General features: G+C 70.8%; 16 protein-coding genes, 1 tRNA gene and 1 pseudogene. 3 read left to right on the top strand and 15 right to left on the bottom strand.

Annotated elements, in window-relative coordinates; genetic code table 11:
• Positions 1–75 precede the first annotated feature (75 nt).
• Both HYV93_04305 and HYV93_04310 read left to right on the top strand, forming a co-directional pair.
• Positions 76–705, top strand: coding sequence for a methyltransferase domain-containing protein (locus HYV93_04305; protein ID MBI2525186.1), 630 nt, complete (start codon positions 76–78; stop codon positions 703–705).
• A gap of 25 nt (positions 706–730) precedes the next feature.
• Complete coding sequence (locus tag HYV93_04310) at positions 731–1,753, top strand: prolyl oligopeptidase family serine peptidase (protein MBI2525187.1); 1,023 nt, start codon at positions 731–733, stop codon at positions 1,751–1,753.
• Here HYV93_04310 and HYV93_04315 read toward each other — a convergent pair.
• The 15 genes and pseudogenes from HYV93_04315 to HYV93_04385 form a co-directional block, all read right to left on the bottom strand.
• A complete protein-coding gene (locus HYV93_04315) occupies positions 1,728–2,609 on the bottom strand; it encodes a phosphate/phosphite/phosphonate ABC transporter substrate-binding protein (protein ID MBI2525188.1) in 882 nt (293 codons plus the stop codon). The genes HYV93_04310 and HYV93_04315 overlap by 26 nt on opposite strands.
• On the bottom strand, positions 2,606–4,060 hold the full coding sequence (locus HYV93_04320) for a sigma-54-dependent Fis family transcriptional regulator (GenBank protein ID MBI2525189.1): 1,455 nt from the start codon (positions 4,058–4,060) through the stop codon (positions 2,606–2,608). The genes HYV93_04315 and HYV93_04320 overlap by 4 nt, the downstream gene beginning before the upstream one ends.
• A gap of 12 nt (positions 4,061–4,072) precedes the next feature.
• Positions 4,073–5,545, bottom strand: coding sequence for a DegQ family serine endoprotease (locus tag HYV93_04325; GenBank protein MBI2525190.1), 1,473 nt, complete (start codon positions 5,543–5,545; stop codon positions 4,073–4,075).
• Positions 5,546–5,567: 22 nt separating this feature from the next.
• Positions 5,568–6,995 carry a tRNA lysidine(34) synthetase TilS gene (tilS, locus tag HYV93_04330; protein MBI2525191.1) on the bottom strand — a complete coding sequence of 476 codons (1,428 nt, stop codon included), beginning with the start codon at positions 6,993–6,995 and terminating at the stop codon, positions 5,568–5,570.
• Positions 6,996–7,236: 241 nt separating this feature from the next.
• The gene (locus HYV93_04335; GenBank protein MBI2525192.1) at positions 7,237–7,938 is read right to left on the bottom strand and encodes a molybdenum cofactor biosynthesis protein MoaE; all 702 of its coding nucleotides are present in this window, start codon (positions 7,936–7,938) and stop codon (positions 7,237–7,239) included.
• A gap of 20 nt (positions 7,939–7,958) precedes the next feature.
• Positions 7,959–8,285, bottom strand: coding sequence for an iron-sulfur cluster assembly accessory protein (locus HYV93_04340; protein ID MBI2525193.1), 327 nt, complete (start codon positions 8,283–8,285; stop codon positions 7,959–7,961).
• A gap of 99 nt (positions 8,286–8,384) precedes the next feature.
• The gene (locus HYV93_04345; protein ID MBI2525194.1) at positions 8,385–9,101 is read right to left on the bottom strand and encodes an SDR family NAD(P)-dependent oxidoreductase; all 717 of its coding nucleotides are present in this window, start codon (positions 9,099–9,101) and stop codon (positions 8,385–8,387) included.
• A 25-nt stretch (positions 9,102–9,126) separates the two neighbouring features.
• Positions 9,127–9,849, bottom strand: a complete 723-nt coding sequence (folE, locus tag HYV93_04350; GenBank protein MBI2525195.1) for a GTP cyclohydrolase I FolE — start codon at positions 9,847–9,849, stop codon at positions 9,127–9,129.
• Positions 9,850–10,488: 639 nt separating this feature from the next.
• Positions 10,489–10,704, bottom strand: a pseudogene (locus HYV93_04355) (GTP cyclohydrolase I).
• 4 nt (positions 10,705–10,708) lie between these two features.
• Positions 10,709–11,125: a 6-carboxytetrahydropterin synthase gene (locus tag HYV93_04360; GenBank protein MBI2525196.1), complete on the bottom strand. Its 417-nt coding sequence runs from the start codon at positions 11,123–11,125 to the stop codon at positions 10,709–10,711.
• A complete protein-coding gene (locus tag HYV93_04365; protein ID MBI2525197.1) occupies positions 11,122–11,535 on the bottom strand; it encodes a 6-carboxytetrahydropterin synthase in 414 nt (137 codons plus the stop codon). The genes HYV93_04360 and HYV93_04365 overlap by 4 nt, the downstream gene beginning before the upstream one ends.
• Entirely contained in the window at positions 11,532–12,506 is a 975-nt protein-coding gene (locus HYV93_04370; protein ID MBI2525198.1) for a glycosyltransferase family 4 protein, read from the bottom strand. The genes HYV93_04365 and HYV93_04370 overlap by 4 nt, the downstream gene beginning before the upstream one ends.
• 111 nt (positions 12,507–12,617) lie before the next feature.
• Positions 12,618–13,403 carry an enoyl-CoA hydratase/isomerase family protein gene (locus tag HYV93_04375; GenBank protein ID MBI2525199.1) on the bottom strand — a complete coding sequence of 262 codons (786 nt, stop codon included), beginning with the start codon at positions 13,401–13,403 and terminating at the stop codon, positions 12,618–12,620.
• Entirely contained in the window at positions 13,400–14,593 is a 1,194-nt protein-coding gene (locus HYV93_04380) for a CoA transferase (protein MBI2525200.1), read from the bottom strand. The genes HYV93_04375 and HYV93_04380 overlap by 4 nt, the downstream gene beginning before the upstream one ends.
• Before the next feature lie 67 nt (positions 14,594–14,660).
• Positions 14,661–14,736: transfer RNA gene (locus tag HYV93_04385), tRNA-Met, on the bottom strand.
• A gap of 525 nt (positions 14,737–15,261) precedes the next feature.
• Between HYV93_04385 and HYV93_04390 the strand changes: the two genes are divergently transcribed.
• The coding region (locus HYV93_04390; protein ID MBI2525201.1) for a peptidoglycan DD-metalloendopeptidase family protein at positions 15,262–17,965 on the top strand (2,704 nt) is incomplete at its 3' end.

Raw genomic sequence — 17,965 nt, forward strand, 5'->3', positions numbered from 1 at the left:
TGTGCTAATTGTTCACCCGCCGGACCGCAGCCTCCCCGGACAGCGGTGAGAGCGGAAGCGAGGAGGGCGTCAGGCGTGGACGGCGCTCTGGAGAAGAGGCAGGTCAAGCGGGCGTACAAGCTGTATGCCCCCGCCTACGACTTCGTATTCGACTGGATCTTCCACCCGGGCCGCGAAGCCGCCATCCGGCTCCTCGACGTGCGCCCGGGCCAGCACGTGCTCGAGGTCGGCATCGGCACCGGGCTGAACCTGCCCCTCTATTCCCCGCGGTGCCGGCTCACCGGCATCGACCTCTCCGAGGAGATGCTCCGCAAGGCGCACGAGAAGGTCGAGGAGCTGGGCGCCACCAACGTCACGCTGCGGGCCATGGACGCCACCGTCATGGAGTTCGCCGACGACGAGTTCGACTCGGCCGTGGCGACGTACACCATCAGCGCGGTGCCGGACCCGGTGGCCGTGCTGCGCGAGATGCGCCGCGTGGTCAAGCCCGAGGGCAACATCGTCGTCCTGAACCACTTCCGGAGCGAGCGTCCCGTGATGGGACGGCTGGAGGATCTCGTGGCTCCGGTCTGCACGCGTCTCGGCTGGAAGTCCAACCTTCCGCTCGAACCGCTCCTCCAGCGGGTGGGGCTCATCCCGGACATCTCCACCAAGGTCAACCTCTTCAACGGCTGGCGCCTCATCAAGTGCGTGAACCGGAAATAGGCTGAGCCCCTCGCGACCTGCCGTCGTGGCGCGGATCGCGCTGCTGCTCCTCGCGCTCCTCCTCGCCGCCCCCACGCTGCTCGGTGGCTGCCGCCTCGCCACCGCGACGCTCTTCCTCGTCGAGTTCCTCTCCGACGGGGGCTGGCCCCTCCTCAGCGCCGTGACGCGCCCCCCGGTGGTCCGCGCCCTCCCGGCCGCGGCCGGCGGTCGCCCGGTGCCCGTCGACCTGTTCACCCCCCGGCGCCTCTCCCGGCCCCCCGGGCTGGTGCTCGTGCACGGCCTTGCCGCCGCGGGCAAGGACGACGACCGGCTCCGCGGGGCGGCGGCGCTCCTGGCCCGGGCCGGCTGGGCCGTGGCGGTGCCCACGGTGGCCGGCCTCACGCGCTTGCGCCTCCGGCCCGACGATGCCGATGCCGTGACGGCGGCGGCGCGGGCCCTGCGCCGTGAGGGCGCGCCATCGGTCGCCCTCATGGCGGTCAGCGTCGGCGCAGGTCCAGCACTCCTGGCCGCGGGTGATCCCGCCCGCGCGCCCGCGCTCTCGGCCGTCCTCGCCCTCGGCGGCTACGCCTCGGCCCGGGAGCTGCTCCGCTACACGCTCACGGGCGGCTACGCCTTCGGGGCCGCGCGCGGGCGGGGGGCGCCCGACGAGGCGGCCATCGCTCAGTTCGCGGCCGCGAACGGGGAGCTGATGGACGAGGCGGGGCGGCGGCTCGTGGCGAACCGCGACCCGGCGCGGGTGGATGCCCTCCTCGCGGCGCTGCCTCCCGCCTCGCAGCGCCTGCTCGCCGCGCTCTCGCCGGAAGCGAGCGTGGGCCGCATCCGCGCGCCGCTCTTCCTCGTCCACGGCACGGAGGATCCGGCGGTGCCTTACTCGGAGACGCTGCGGCTCGCGCGCGCGGCCAGGCTCTCGGGCCGCCCGGCGCGCGTGACCATCGTCGGCGCCGTGGGCCACGTGGAGCCGGGGACCGGAGTGCGCTGGCGGGACCTGGCGCGGCTGTGGGGAACCTTCTACGCCTTCGCGGTCACTTCGGCCGGCCCAGCCCCATGAGCGTCATGGCATCGCGCACCGGCTCGTAGTCCTGGTCGGCAGCCTCGGTGAAACCGTCGATGTCGTAGAGCTGCTTCAGCAGCGCCGCGTGCTCGGGGCCCTTGATGGCCAGGAGCGCGCGCCTGATCCGGGCCACGGCCTCCGGCGGCAGCCCGGGGCGCGCGCAGATCCCGGCTTCGGGGATCTCCGGCGTCTCGGCCACGAACGCGAGCTGGGCGATGAGGGCGGGGTCCTTCAGGTGCAGCTCCGGCGCCTTGTCGAAGGAGACGGCCGCATCGACCCGCCCCGTGAGCAGCGAGCGCAGCGCCGCCTCGTGGGTCCCCGCGAACAGCGCCTCCTTGAAGAAGGACTTCGGGTCGCGGTCCTTGACGAGCCCCTTCTTGACGAGCAGCACCATGGGGTAGATGAAGCCGGAGCTCGAGGCCGGGTCCACGAAGGCCACCGTCTTGCCCCGCAGCTCCTCGAGGCGCTTGAGGCCGGCGCTCTTCCGCACGTAGAACCTGGCGGTATAGGCCACCTTCCCCTGCCAGATGTCGCGCACCAGGATCTGGCAGCCCGCCTCGCGGCTGGCCAGCACGTAGCCCACCGGGTGCACGAAGGCGAGGTCCACGCGCCGGCTCCGGAGCGCCTCCACCACCCCCGCGTAGTCCGAGGCCACCTGGGCGCGCACGGGCACCCCCGAGAGGCGTGTCAGCGTCTTGGCGAAGGCCTCCCCGGCCTCCTGCAGGGCGGACGGATCGCGCGAGGGCGTGAGCGCGATGATGAGCGGCTGCTCCGCCGCCCCCGCCGTCCCCCAGGGTGCGGCCATGGCCGCGACCATGCCCGCCACCAGGACCCCGAGCCCGCGCCAGGTCATTCGGCGAACCCGACGCCGGCGGCGCCCTGGAGCGGCTCGGCGTCGTCGTCGCGCCGGATGCCCCAGGCCGCGAGCCGGGCGAGGAGCGTGTTGCGGTGCACGCCCAGGCTGCGGGCGGCTCGGCTCTGGTTCCAGCCCTCCCGCTCCAGCGCGCGCAGGATATAGGCCTGCTCGAAGCGATCGCGCGCCTCCTTGAGCGTGAGCGCAGCGGCCGCGGCCTCTCCCGCGCCCCGGGCGGCCCCGTCGTGGAGCGCCAGGTCCAGCGGCAGGTCGTCGAGCCGGATGACGGGGCGCGAGGCCAGCGCCACGCTCCGCTCGATCACGTTCTCCAGCTCTCGTACGTTGCCGGGCCAGTCGTAGGTCTGCAGGGCCGGCAGCGCCCCGCGCGAGATGCCGCGCACGTCCTTCTTGAACTCCCGGGAGTACTTCCGGACGAAGTGGTCGGCCAGGACGCCGATGTCCTCCTTCCGCTCCCGGAGCGGTGGCACGGACAGCGGCACCACGTTCAGCCGGTAGTAGAGGTCCTCGCGGAACTCGCGGGCCCGGATGCGCTGCCTGAGGTCCACGTTGGTGGCGGCGATGATCCGTGCGTCCACCGGGATCGTGCGGGTGCCGCCGAGGCGTTCGATCTCCCGCTCCTGGAGCGCCCGCAGGAGCTTGGCCTGCAGCTCCACGCGCAGGCTTCCCACCTCGTCCAGGAAGAGCGTGCCGCCGTGGGCCAGCTCGAACCGCCCCAGCTTGCGCGCGTGCGCCCCGGTGAAGGCCCCCTTCTCGTGACCGAAGAGCTCGGACTCCAGCAGGGTGTCCGGGATGGCCGCCAGGTTGACGGCGACGAAAGGCTGGTCCCGGCGGGGGCTCTGCCGGTGGATGGCGCGGGCCACCAGCTCCTTGCCGGTGCCGCTCTCGGCCGTGATCAGCACGGTGGCGTGGGTCTGGGCGACCTGGGCGATGGCCTCGTAGAGCCGCACCATCGAGGGATGCCGCCCGACCAGGGCGTCGAAACCGAGGGTCCGGTCCAACTCGGCCCGCAGGTAGCACACCTCGCGCTCGAGCACCCGCTGCTGGGCCGCCTGCCGGACCAGCAGCAGGATCTCGTCCACGTCGAAGGGCTTGACGAGGTACTCGTAGGCGCCGGCCTTGATGCAGTCGACCGCCGTGCGGACATCCGGCACCGCCGTCATGAGGATGACGGGGATGGAGTCGTCGAGCGCGAGGATGCGCGGCAGGACGGCGGGCCCGCTCTCGCCCGGCAGCCTCACGTCGAGGAGCACCACGTCCACCCGACGCGACTTGAGGATCTGGAGCCCCGCGGCGCCGTCCTCGGCCTCGAGGACCTCGCACTCGTACTTGAGGATCTCGGCGAGCGACTCGCGCACGCCCGGGTCGTCGTCGACGACGAGCACGACGGGAAGCGGCTTGTAGACCGCCGACGGGTCGGGTGTGGAGGTCACGGGGACTCGGAGCTACTGCCGCTCGGGGGCCTTGAGGACGACGTACTCGTAGGCCCCGCCACCCCGCTGGACGTAGACGGGGACCACCTCCCCGGGCTTGACCGAGGCCATGATCCGGCGGAAGCTCACCAGGTCGGCCACCGTCTGGCGATTCACCTCGAGGATCGCGTCCCCTTGTCGGATGCCGGCCGCCGCGCCCGAGCTGCCGGGCACCACCTCCGTCACCACCACGCCCGCCCTCGCCGACAGGCGGAAGCGCTCTGCCGCCTCGGGGGTCAGGGACTCGACGGTGAGCCCGAGGCTCTCCTCCTTCTGCAGCGCGGCGACAGGGATCTCCTCGCCCGGCTGCTCGCCGATCTTCACGCTGAGCCGCGCCGGCCTGCGGTCGCGGATCACGGCCAGCGCCGCGGGATATCCGGGGGCCACCGCGGCGACGCGCTTCTGGAGGTCGGTGATGTCCTTGATGGCGGCGCCCGCGAACTCGACGATGACGTCGCCGGGCTTCATGCCGCCCGCCTCGGCGGGGCTCCCCACCATCACGTCCGAGACGAGGACCCCGTGGGCTGCGGACAGGCCGAACCCCGCGGCCAGGTCGTCGGTGAGGTCCTGGATGACGATGCCGAGCCACCCGCGGACCACCCGCCCCCTGGCGATGAGCTGCGCCATGACATCACGGGCCATGTTGACGGGGATCGAGAAGCCGATCCCCTGCCCGGTGGCGACGATGGCGGTGTTGATGCCGATCACCCGCCCTTGCAGGTTGAGCAGCGGCCCGCCGGAGTTCCCGGGATTGATGGAGGCGTCGGTCTGGATGAAGGCTTCGTAGGTGGCCACGCCGACCCGCGTGCGCCCGGTGGCCGAGATGATGCCCACCGTCACCGTCCGGTCGAGCCCGAAGGGGTTGCCGATGGCGATGGCCCACTGCCCGACGCGCAGGGCGTCGGAATCGCCCAGCGCCGCCACGGGCAGCGAGGCGGGCGGCGCCTCGATCTTGAGCACTGCGAGGTCGCTCTTCGGGTCCCGCCCCACGAGCGTCGCCTTGAACTTGCGATCGTCGGAGAGGCGCACCTCGATCTCCGCGGCGTTCTCCACGACGTGGTTATTGGTCAGGATGTAGCCCTGCCGATCCACGATGACGCCGGAGCCCGCGGCGCGTCCCTCGTCCCGGGGTCCCCGGCGACGGAAGTAGCGGTCGAAGAACTCGGGCCCGAAGTACTCCTTGAAGCGCTGCTCGACGTCGGGCCCCTCGCCGCTCTCGGAGGGCGCCGCCTTCCTGGGCTTCACGCTCACGTTGACCACGGAGGGCATGACGCGGTCGGCGACCGAGACGAAGGCGCGCTCCAGCGCCTGCAGCACGCGCTCGGGCTCGGCCGCCGCCGGCCCCTTCGGCGGGGGCCCCGTCTGGGCCGACACCGTCACCGCCGACAGCAGGGCGGCGGCGAGAAGGAGGACGGGGTGCAGCAGCGCGCTCCGACGCAGGCTCATGGCTCTCTCTCCGGCGGCCATCTTACTCCGGGGGCGTCGGCATCGCCAGCGTCCCGCTGAGTGTCACCTCCAGGATACGTCGGGTGTCCGGTGTCACGGGCGCCGCTCGGCCGCGCCGCAACCCCGCCACCCACAGGATCTCGCCTCCGGTCTCGAGCAGCGGGATCCGGTCGCGCTCCCAGCGCGGGATTCCCGCCTCCATGAGGAAGGCCTTCAGCCGGCGCTGGCCGGGTCCGCCGAAGGGCGCGAAGCGGTCGCCGGGCCGGCGCCCGCGGACGGTGAGGTCGGCGGGCAGGCGGTCGGCGTCGAACACCACCGTGCGCGGGCCGGGCGGTGGCAGCCACCCGGGCGGCCGGCTGAGACTGCGGGCCTCGAGCGAGAGCCCCACCTCGGGGAGCGCGATGGCCCCGGGCAGCCGCCAGGAGCGCGCGACCAGGCTCGCGCCGCCGGGGAGCCCGATGCGCAGCCAGCCGCCGCTGCGCTCCAGGGCCATCGCTCCCAGGCGGACCTGACGGCCCGGCGCGGCGGGGTCCAGCAGCTGACGGAGCGCGCGGTGCGCATGGGCGCGGAGCGGCGTGGCCACGCCCAGCCGCAGGAGCGCGCCGCGCAGGACCCCGGCGGCCACCTCCCCGGGCAGCGCCGCCAGGGCCGCGGCCGGCAGCAGGAGCCCCGACTCGCGCGCCTCGGCGAGTCGCCCGAGCTCCGCGGCGGCCCGCGCGTCGAGCCCCGAGACAACCTCGCGGGCGACGGCGGCGCCACGACAGAGGGCGCGGATCACGTCGGCGTCATAGGCCTCGGCGAGAAACGGGAGCACCTCGTGCCGGATGCGGTTGCGGAGGAAGCGCGGATCGCGGTTGCTCCTGTCCTCGACCCAGGGGATGTCGTGGGCGCGCAGGTGGGCCTCGATGGTCCGCCGCGGCGTCTCGAGCAGCGGCCTGATGTACGGACCCCGCCTGGCGGGAATGCCGGCCAGCCCCCGCGGTCCGGCGCCCTCGAGGAGGCGCATGCAGACGGTCTCGGCCTGATCGTCGGCGGTGTGGCCGGTGGCCACCCGGGAGGCGCCGAGGGTGGCCGCCCGCGCGGCGAAGGCCGCGTAGCGGGCGCGCCGCGCCGCCGCTTCGAGCCCTTCGCGCCTCGCGCCGCGGTCGTCGGGCGCGGCCACGCTGACGCGCGCGACGTGGGCGGGGACACCCCACCGGCCGCAGAGATCGAGCACGAAGCCCGCCTCCTCGTCGGCCTCGGGGCGGAGGCCGTGGTGCACGTGAAGGGCGTGGAGCGTCAGCCGGAGCGGTGGCGCCAGCAGGTGGAGGAGGTGGAGCAGGGCCACCGAGTCGGCGCCGCCGGACACGGCCACGAGCACGGTCTCGCCGCCCGCGACCAGGGCATGGCGCCGGATGGTGGCGAGAGCGCCGTCGGCGAGGCTCCCCCGGGCCGTCAGCGGCTGCGGCACTGGCGCCCCGGCTCAGGCATCGGCGGGCCACCCGCCGGGCGGGGCCGGGGGCGCGCTCCCCGGAACCGTGGCTTCTGCGTGCTGCCAGAGCGGAAAACCGTCCTGTCGTGGCCCGTCATGGGAGGGCGCAACGTGTTGCGAGGGAGCGTGTTCCGGGGAGCGCGCCCCCGGCCCCGCCCTCCGCAGGGACCGGATCTTTCAGGAGCGGCGGTTGGGCGCCCGTTGCCATGGGCAGTCCGCGTCAGTGTCGATGGTCACACTCGGACTGGAGGCCCACCCAGACCCCGCCGTCCTCGAAGTACTCCTTCTTCCAGACCGGCACCGTCTCCTTCAGCGTGTCGATGGCGAAGTGGCAGGCCTCGAAGGCCTCGCGCCGGTGCGCCGAGGAGACCGCGATGAGGACGCTCGACTCGCCGATCTCGAGCCGGCCCACGCGGTGCGCGAGGGCCACCTTGCGCACGCCTGGGAAGCGGGCACGCACCGCGGCGGCGATCTCCCGCATCTTGGCGACAGCCATGGGGGCATGGGCCTCGTACTCGAGGAACTTGACCCGCCGGCCACCCGTCTCCTCGCGCACCACGCCCGAGAAGAGCACAATGGCGCCGGCGCCCGGATCCTCCACCGCGCGGACCAGCGCCGGCTCGGAGAGGGGCGCGGCGGTGACCTCCACGAGATCCGCCGGGGGCGTCGCTCCGGCGGCCCCGCCGCTCACGGGCGGGAAGAGACAGAGCTCGTCCCCGGCCTTGAGGGCGTGCTCGGGGGCGACGTAGTCATTGCCCACGGCGAAGAGCGTGAAGGGGCGATACACCGCGAGCGCCGGGAAGCGGCTCGTCACCGCCTCCCAGGCGGCCTCCACGGTGCCACCCTCGGGGAGATCCAGCTCGACGCGGGCGTGGCCCGCCGCCTCGCGGTAGCGGGCGAACAGCCGCACCAGCACCTTCATGAGCCCGCCCGGCCGGGCGCCTAGAACTGGTGGGAGGCGCCGCAGCCGCAGGACGACTTCACGTTGGGATTGTTGATGGCGAAGCCGGCGCCAAGCATGTTGTTGTCCACGTAGTCGATCTCGCTCCCCGCGAGGTAGGGGGCGCTCTTGCTGTCCACGAGGACGCGGACCCCGTGGGACTCGATGACGCTGTCGTCGGCGGCGGGCGTGTCGTCCCAGCCGAGCTCGTACGACATGCCCGAGCAGCCGCCGCCCACCACGCGGATGCGCAGCCCCCACTCGGGCTTGCCCTCCTCGATGCGCAGATCGGTGATCTTCTTCGCCGCCGTCTCAGTCAGACTGACCATTCACGCCTCCTGGGAGTCGCAGGGGTGACCGGGCTCGCGACACCGCAGTCATTATACCAGAGGCCCCCGGAGCGCCATGTCCGAGGCCCCCGGGGAGCCTCAGAGCACGCCCCCGGCAGGCAGGAGCGTGATCTCCTCCAGCGCCGCCGTGGGCGCTTGCGCGGCCATCAGGAGGGCCGCCTCGGCCACCTGCTCGGGGCGGAGCATCCGGGCCCGATCCGGGGGGCTCGGCACCGCGTCCCAGAGGGCGGTGTCCACGGCCCCGGCGGAGAGCACCCCGACGCGCACGCCATGGGGGCGGAGCTCCTCGGCCAGGACCCGGGCCAGCCCCAGGAGGCCGTACTTCGAGGCCGTGTAGGCCGCCGAGCCGGGTAGCGTGCGGCTCGTCACCACGGAGCCGATGAGGATGATCGTCCCGCTCCGCTGCTGCACCATGGCGGGCAGCACCGCGCGGCAGCAGAGGAAGGGAGCGCGCAGGTTCACCGCCATCATCTCATCCCAGTCGGCGGTCGCCGTCTCGGCCAGCGGGCCGAAGGCAGCCGCCCCCGCAGCGGCCACCAGGAGATCGATGCGCCCGCAGGCCTGCAGCGCGCCCCGCACGAGCGCGGCGACGGCCGGCTCCTGCCGCACATCCGTCGGGATCGCGACGGCCCGGCCGCCGGCGCCCTCGATCTCGCGCGCCACCGCGTCGAGCTCGTGCGCCGTGCGCGCCGCCAGCACCACGGCCGCGCCCTCACGGGCGAAGCCGCAGGCGACGGCGCGGCCGATGCCGCGGCCGGCGCCCGTGACCAGCGCGACCCGCCCGCCGAGCTTCACGGGCGGCCCCGCGAGCCCCGACCCATCACACCATGGGCCCGCCGCGCGACTTGATCAGCTCCATGAACTCGGCGCGCGTCTCGGGGCGGGCCCTGAACGCGCCGAGCATGGCGGAGGTCACCGCCTTCGAGTTCTGCTTCTCCACCCCGCGCATGAGCATGCACATGTGGAGCGCCTCGATCACCACCGCCACCCCGCGGGGCCGGAGCACCTCGTCGATGGTCTGCGCGATCTGTGTCGTGAGCCGCTCCTGGACCTGGAGCCGCCGGCTGAACATCTCCACGAGCCGCGGCATCTTCGACAGCCCGACGATCTTCTTCGACGGCATGTACGCGATGTGGCACTTGCCGAAAAATGGAAGGAGATGATGCTCACAATTATGCGTCAGGTGGCCGCCGATCAGGAAGGTCGGATACGGGGCGCAGGTGATGCTGTACACCGCATGCGGCTTCCTGGCGGTGGGAAGATGCCGCACGTCCACGACCGTGGCGTACGCGCTGTCGAACGGCACGTAGAACTCGCTCTCCTGACGGAAGCCGTGCCTGCCGTACCAGCCCTGCTGGTGCCAGCGGCCCGACACGTAGACCCTGAAGCAGTCGGCCGTCCCGTTGCCCGCGGGCGCGACTCCGGTGCCCAGGTATTGGGCGAGATCCTCCAGGAAATCCCGGTTCGCGCTCACGATGAAGCGACCGGAGGAGCCGACCGCGTACCCGTCTCCGTCGCAGTAGCCGTCGAGGAAGCCCTGCATCATTTCCCGGGAGGAGGTCACGACCCTGGGAAATCTGAAGGATTTCGTCTTGCTCCGGGATCCTGTCTCCGAGACGCCGAGCCAGCGGCACAGCTTCTGTCCAACGTGCCGCGAGACGACGCGGACACGATGCATCAAGACATCTCTTCGGAGAAAACTGGATGGCACCGTCACGGGCTCCACGGTGGGCGTCGTGGACGGAAAGGCCTGAGCGAACAACTCCCGGTACTTCTCGGCGAAGGCAGGGCTCTTGACGGTGAGGCAGATCCGGCGGCCGTCCTGGATGCTGCCGTCTGCCGCCGTCGCGCCAATCACGTACCCGAGGGCGTAGCCGGGTTGCGGCTCGTGAACGTCGCGGCAGAGCGAGCGAGGGTTGATCCACTCGACGCGGGCGCCCTGCTTCAGGTCTCCGGCCTCGCACCAGCCGGCCTCCGTCATGACGGGGTGATCCGGGGTCACCTGGAAGCGCCCGCCCTCTGTCCTGACCTCGACGATATCCCGGGTCTTCCGCGACGTGACGGCCGTGACCTGAGTCTCCTTCAGATATCCGCGATCGAGCGTCCACAGGCGGTCCCCGGGCACGACCTCCCGGGCCGGCTTGGCGCCAGTCACGGCGTCCACGACCTGCTTGCTCGGAACGCAGAGGCTGAAGAAGTCGATGTCCTTGACGATGACCATCTCGTCGTACTGCTCGGTGAAGAGCGCCTCGTTGAGCAGCGCGCGCGCGTCCTGCTGATAGCCGGAGGTGAGGTACTGGAGGGCCTTCGCGACCCGCGCGGGCGTCTTGTCGAGCCCCTCGCGCGACGGGTCCTGTCCCAGCTCCTTCAGCAGATCGCGGATCACCTGCTCGAGCATGCCGTCACCTCGCCCTCTCGCCCCGGTACTCGAAGGCGTTGTTGTCCGTCTCGATCACCACGACGCGCGCGAGGCTCCCCGGCGGCAGGGCGGGCTCGAGCCACTGCCAGAAGGCGCGGGCCAGGTTCTCCCCGGTGGTGATGACGCCGTCGAGGGCCGGCACCGTGCTCGACAGGTCGTGATGATCCACCCGCTCCAGGATCACTCGCCTCACCGCGGCGTCCAGCGCCCCCAGGTCGGCCGCCATGCCCGTCTCCGGATCCGGGCGTCCCGCCACCGTCACCTCGATGCGATAGTTGTGGCCGTGCTGCCGGTAGCACGGCCCGTAGACTCGCGCGTTCTCGCCCTCCGAGAAGGCCGGGCTCGCCAGCCGGTGCCCGGCGCTCAGGCGATAGGCGCGCGTGAGCCTGAGCCCGCTCATGGGCCGAAGTACTCCGCGTTGAAGTTGGGGTCCTCCCAGAGGCGCAGGCCGTGGAGGCGCTCGCCCCCGAGCTTGGGGGCGAGGAGGTCCCAGATCGCGCGGACGAGGTTCTCCGTGGTGGGGACCTTACGGCCGGCGAAGAGCGGATCGGCGCTGAGGTCGGCGTGGTCGAAGCGCGACAGGACCAGATCCCCCACCACGCGCTTCAGCTCGCCGAGATCCGCCACCATCCCCGTGCGGGGGTCGACGGGGCCGCCGAGCGTGACCTCGAGCACGTAGTTGTGGCCGTGGGTCACGGTGAGCGGGCCGAAGACGCGCACGTTCTCCTCGCCGCTCCACTCCTGCCGCCAGTAGCGGTGGGCCGCGGAGAACGTGAACTTGCGCGTGACGTACACCGGGCCTTCCGTCATGTGGCTCCGGCCCCTCCCGCATGTGATCTTACCGCGTCCAGGAACTGCTGCGCGATCCGCTCTGGCGTGAACTTGGCCGCGCGCCGCCGTCCTGCCTCCCCGAGCTCGCGCGCCCGCCCGGCGCGCTCGAGCAGATCGGCCAGCGCCACGGCCAGCGCCGCGGGGTCCCTGGGCGGGACGAGCACCCCCGTGCGCCCGTCCAGCACCACCTCGGGTACCGCCGCCGCGCGACAGGCCACCACGGGCAGGCCCGCCGCCATCGCCTCGAGGAAGACCATGCCGAACCCCTCCTGGACGCTCGGGAGACAGAAGCAGTCGGCCCCCATGTACTCCTCGGCCAGCCGCTCCCGCGAGAGGTCGCCCAGCAGGGCCACCGACTCGCCGAGGCCGAGCTCTCCGTGCAGGCGCACCAGCGCCTCCCACTCGGGACCTCTTCCTACGACGCGGACCCGGGCCGCGGGGATTCGCTCCCGGAGCCGGGCCGCGGCGTGAAGCAGGTCGGCGATGCGCTTGCGCGGGTACTGGCGGGCGACGCAGAGCACGACGGGCCCCGCGCCTGAGCCCCGCGCCGCGCGGGCGAACAGCGCGCGCCACCCCTCGAGGTCGATCGCCTCCGGCACCACCGCGAGCCGCGAGTCGGGGACGCCGTACTCGTCCCGCGCCACGCCGGCGGAGTAGCGGCTGGGCAGGACGACCAGGTCGGCGCGCGCCGCGTTCCGGAGCTCCCAGCGCGCCTGGACGCCGAGGAGAATCCGCACCCAGCCCCGCTCGTTCTTCAGCTCGTCGGCGATGATCCCCTTCAGCATCGCGACGAAGGGGACGCGCCGGCGGCGGGCCCAGAGGAAGCCGTCGAGGTCGCAGCCCAGCACCAGATCCACGCCGCGCGGAGGGGAGAGCGCCACGCCTGCGTTGTAGAGCCAGCGGTCGAGGGTGTGGAAGCCGGTGCGGAGGCGAAGGGGGCGGAACTGCACCTCGTGTCCCAGCCCGGTGAGCCCCCGCGCGAGGGCGTCGAGGCTCGTGAACGTGCCGCTCCCCTCCAGCGGATCGAGCGGGGTGGAGGAGAGGAGGGCGATGCGCAGGGGCTACCGCCCCTGGAATCTCGGCGGCCGCTTCTCGAGGAAGGCGCGGGTGCCCTCCCGGTAGTCCTCGCTCTCGAAGGTCTCCATGCCCATCTGGCGCAGCTGCTCGCGGTGGACATCCGTGAGCCCCTCGAAGATCGCGCACACCTGCGCCTTGGTGCCGCGCACCGACAGGGGGGCGTTGGCGGCCACCGTCTTCAGGTACTCGTACGTGTAGCCCTCCAGCTCGGCCGCCGGCAGCAGACGCTGGATGAAGCCGATGCGCAGCGCCTCCTCGGCGTCCACCGTGCGCGCCGAGTAGAGGATGTCCTTGGCATAGGCGGGCCCCACCAGGTCCACGAGCTGATGCACGGCGTCGAGGCCGTAGATGATGGACAGCTTCGCCGCCGGGATGCCGAAGCGCGAGCCCGCGGCGGCGAAGCGCACGTCGCAGGCCATGGCGATGGCCATGGCGCCCCCCATGCAGAAGCCGAAGATCATCGCCACGGTGGGCTTGGGGCAGAGCCGGATGCCGGTATAGGCGGCGTCGGTCTGCTTGCCGTAGGCCAGCGCGGTGGCGGTGTCCTTCCGGTTCTCCTCGAACTCGGAGATGTCGGCGCCGGAGGCGAAGGCCGCGTGCCCCGCCCCGCGGTAGACGATGGCGCGCACGCTGTCGTCCTTGGCGAGCCCCTCGGTCACCCGGGCGATCTCCGCCCACATGGCGAGGCTGATGGCGTTGCGCATCTTGGGCCGGTTGAACGTCACCGTGGCGATGCCGCCGTCATGCGTCACCAGGATGTCCTGGGTCATCGCTGTCCTCCGTCGTGCTGCTGGACGACGCCCGCCGCCAGCAGGGCGTCGATGGTCGGCCCATCGTAGCCGAGGCCCTCGAGGGTCTCGCGCGTGTGCTCGCCCGTCATCGGCGCCCCGTACTCCACGCGCGCCGGTGTGCGCGAGAGATGCACCGGCAGCGCCAGCACCTTGTGCGGCCCCCAGGTCGCGTTGGTCACCTCCTGCACGAGCCCGGCCAGCTTCACCTGGGGATCGGCGAAGACCTGGTCCACGGTGTAGATGGGGCCGCAGGCCACGCCTGCCCTGTTGAGCGCCTCCACCCACTGGGCGGCGGTGCGCGCGCCCAGCGCCTTCTCCAGGATCGCATCCATCGCGGCGCGGTTCTTCACCCGGGCCAGGGCTCCCACGAAGCGCGGGTCGTCCGCCAGCCCGGGCAGCCCCAGCGCCTCGCAGCAGCGCTTCCACATCTCGTCGTTGCCCACGGCGATGTTGAAGAAAGCGTCCTGCGCCCGGTAGACGCCCATGGGCGCGGTGAGCGGGTGGTGATTGCCCACGGGCGGCGGCACCTCGCCGGTGTTCACGTACTTGGCCGCCTGGAAGGAGAGGCTGCCGGCCAGCGCCTCGAGGAGCGAGGTCTCCACGCGTTGCCCGCGCCCCGACTGCTCCCGCTCCACTAGCGCCACGAGGATGCCCAGCGCGGCGAAGTACCCCGCCAGGAGGTCGCCGACGGGGATCCCGACGCGGAGCGGCGCCGTCTCCGCCGTGCCCGTGAGCCACATGAGTCCCGACATGCCCTGCACGATCTGGTCGTAGCCCGGCCGCTCCCGGTAGGGCCCCTCCTGGCCGAAGCCCGAGATGCTCGCGTAGACCAGCCGTGGATTGTCCCGCGACAGCGTCTCGTAATCGATGCCGAGCCGATGCTTCACGTCGGGACGGTAGTTCTCCACGACCACGTCCGCCCGGGCCGCGAGCCGCTTCAGGACGTCCACCCCCCGCGGATCTTGAAGATTCACGGCCACGCTCTTCTTGTTGCGGTGGAGATCGGCCGCGTCGAAGAACACGCGCTCGCGCCCCTCGCCGCCGGGCCGCTCCACGCGGAGGACCTGCGCGCCGAAGTCGGCCAGGATCTTGGTGCACGTGGGACCCGAGCGGACGGTGGTGAGATCCACCACGGCAAAGCGGGCGAGAGGTCGGGGAGTGTCGCTCACGGGAGCCTCAGTGTACCCGCGGCGAGGCGGCGTTTCAAGGACACCGGGCTGCGCGACGGGGAGAACGTGGTGGCGGCGGGAGGACTCGAACCTCCGACACGGGGCTTATGAGACCCCTGCTCTGCCACCTGAGCTACGCCGCCATGCCTGGTAGAGCAGGTACTTGGCCCAGGGAGTGTACCCCAAGAGGCGGCGACCCCGCCCGGAAATGTGCCCGCCCGCCTCCGCGCCACGTGGTGCCGGTCGCCGGAGTCCACCAGGTGGGTGGGCCCGTTCTCGTGGAGCCTTCCCAGGTCGCACCCTGCGCGGTTGGGGGGCTTGGGCCCGCTGGGTCCGAATTACCACGACCACGACAGCGCTGAATGGGACGCGACGCGGATGGTCCGCTGGCCGAGTGGTGTGTGTCGGGATTGTCCCTACTCACAGCAAACAGGGCAAGATGGCCTATTGACGAGGGCCATGGTTGTTGCTAGCAAAGGGACCAATATCTCCTCACCCGAAGTTCTATGCGCCCGCACGAGGGAGGCCCGATGGCGGCTGGGCGGGGCCAGAGCAGGGGATGTCGCTGGCGAACATCCTGTGTGCTCGTTTTGCTGGCTGCATGCCTCGGTCTGCCTTCAGCTGCCTTGGAAGCGGCGAGCCCCGGCTTCACGTACCTGCACCCGCGCGTGGACTTCGAGAACGGGCGGAAAACCAGCGTCGTGCTCGTGAACGCCGGACAGGATCCCGTGAAGGCACGGGTGTTTGTGTACGATGCCGCCGGGAACCCGCTGGGAGAAGTGCGCGGTGAGTTCACGCTGACAGGCGGCGGCCGAACGCTCCATTCCAGGGAGAAAGAGGGCTGGCCGGAGGAGACAGCCTCATTGAAAGTGGAGTCCGATGGTCCGCTGCTCAGCTTCCTGGTCGTGGAGTCCACCGATGGACGGCTTCTCGAGGCCGCGCTCGATCCCAGCCGTCCGGCGGCGGTGCTGGCCTTGCCGGTCTTCCACGGGGAGGAGGCGTGGCGAAGTCGGATCACCGTGATGAACGCAGGGCCGGCTTCGACCGCACCAGGCGTCATTGCCCTTGACGGGCTCGGGCGCGTTGTTGGAAAGGCCGAGCTACCCCCCCTTGGTCCGATGGAAAGGGCGACATTCGTCACCAACGAGCTGTTCGACGCTACCCTTCTGCCGCTGGTATCTTCCGTGACGCTGGTGGCCGACCAGCCATTGGCCAGCCTTCACGTGCTGGGCGCCGACGATCGGACTGACATTGCAGTCCTCCCATCCCCTCTTGATCTCGGACAGCAGCTTGTCTTGCCGCTCTTCGCGGAGATCGACGGTGTGGGCCTCTGGACGATGGTTGGGCTGCTCAACCCGCGGGATGGTCCGGCCAGTCTCAGGGTGGACGTTTTCGACTCCCAAGGCCGACCACTTGGCCACCTGCCCGATCGAACATCGCTCCCGTCGCGTGGAAGCCAGCACCTCCTCAGTCAAAACATTGGTGGTGGGCTGCCGGTGGACGCTGCCTATGTGGTGGTCACCGCAGACCAGACTATCAGCGGCTACGTCGTCGTCGGCGCCGTCGGGGCTCAAGGGCTGAGTGCAATCCGGGTAACCGGGGGGCGCGACACCGGGTCGGTCTACGGTTTGGTAGGCTCGGGCGATGGCGACGCCCTGGCCACCCTCTCACTGGCAGACACCTTCGGTGCGCAGGCATCTTCTGCCCCTCACGGCTCTACCGATGGCTCCTCGGAGCAGCCACGCGGGTCGGCACGGAGAAGATATCAGGCCCCAGCCGTCATGGACCCGTACCAGTGGCCTGCTGCGGTTGAGAGAAGCGCCACAGAGGAGAAGGGCCCCTCGGAGCCGTACATGTTGTCCGCGGTGACTCGAACGGCCGGCGCGTACATATGGCCCCTCGATGCCCCGAGAATCACACAGGACTACGCCTGCTATGAGTGTGTGTCAGCCGGGACGTACACGTACCACGCTGGCATTGACATGACCTCCGCCGTGTCACCCGCAACGGCCACGACGATCGTCGCGGCTCAAGGGGGAACCGTCTACAGGACGTTCAAGGATTGTGTGGCTCGCGACACAAGCTGCGGCAGAGAGTGGGGGAATCACATAGTCATAAGACAGGACGACGGGCTTTATGCTGTCTACGCTCACCTGGCCCGGGTAGACGTGTCCGCATCAGCATCTAGCATGATCAGCCAAGGGGCGCCCATCGGCGTGATGGGGAACACCGGTAGGAGTGACGCCGCCCATCTCCATTTCCAACTGCTAGATCACGACCCAGGTTCTCCGGGCAACTTCACGCCCAGCCAGCCACTGAGCGCTTCGGGAATGTACGCGTACCGTCCTTCGTACCCAACGGACTACGGATACCTGGATCCGCGGGACTATTTCGCGAGCTGGGTCGTGCGTGTGAACACAGCGGTCTTGAACGTGCATGAGAAGCCAGACAGGGCGGCCCCACAGATTACTGAGGTGTCAGACGGCCAGGAGTTCGTGGCCATAGCGAGAAGTGCGAATAACTGGTACTACATCTTCCTGCCATCGAAGGTGGGACCCAATACGACGCCCTCTCACCTGCAGGCAACATATGGGTGGTTCTCCGGAGCGTACCTTCTTGTTGACCCGACGCCCACCCGTACACAGCTAAAAGTTCGGGGGAAGGAGCTGGGGGGAGGGGGGCTGCACGTTCGCAGCGGAGCGAACATAGCCGACGAACCACTAACGAAGATATGGGGCGGGCAGAGATTTGTAACCCCTGAGAATCAACCCGGCCGAGGGTGCGACAAGAACTGGTACAAGATATCTCTTCCTGCGAACGCTGGAGCTGGAGCGTCAAGCGGGTGGGGGTGGAGCTGCCGGAATGCCGAGGGCAGCGAGTATCTCGACGTGGTCCCCGATACCGTACCCGCAACGCTCTCGGTGTCTCTTGTGGCAAGTCTCCCAAGCGGGCCAGTGCCGTTGAGTACCGTTCTGACGGCAGATGTGTCGGGAAGCGCTATGGGGCCGATCAACTATACGTTCTGGTGGAACTGCAACGATTTGGGGACTATCGTAGACAGCGTCACTTTGGTATGTGGGAACCCAACCGATCCCACGATTGGAAAGAAGTTTGACGGGGTCACCGATGATCCCAAGACGGTCACTCACACCTATTCCGCCGTGGGCACATACACCGCGAAGGTCATCGCGGAACGTGGAGCCGCGCCTCCTGCACAGCAACAAACAACGATCACCGTGTCCGGCCGGGCCTGCGGCACCACGTACTGGTTCGCCCTCAAAACCGCCGACGAGGTCCCCAACTGGTCCGGCGTCTCCAACTCCCCGAGCCGCACCACCGCGGCGTGCCCAGACACCACCGCCCCGGCCACCG

Source organism: Candidatus Rokuibacteriota bacterium (genome assembly GCA_016188005.1).
GTDB lineage: Bacteria > Methylomirabilota > Methylomirabilia > Rokubacteriales > CSP1-6 > UBA12499.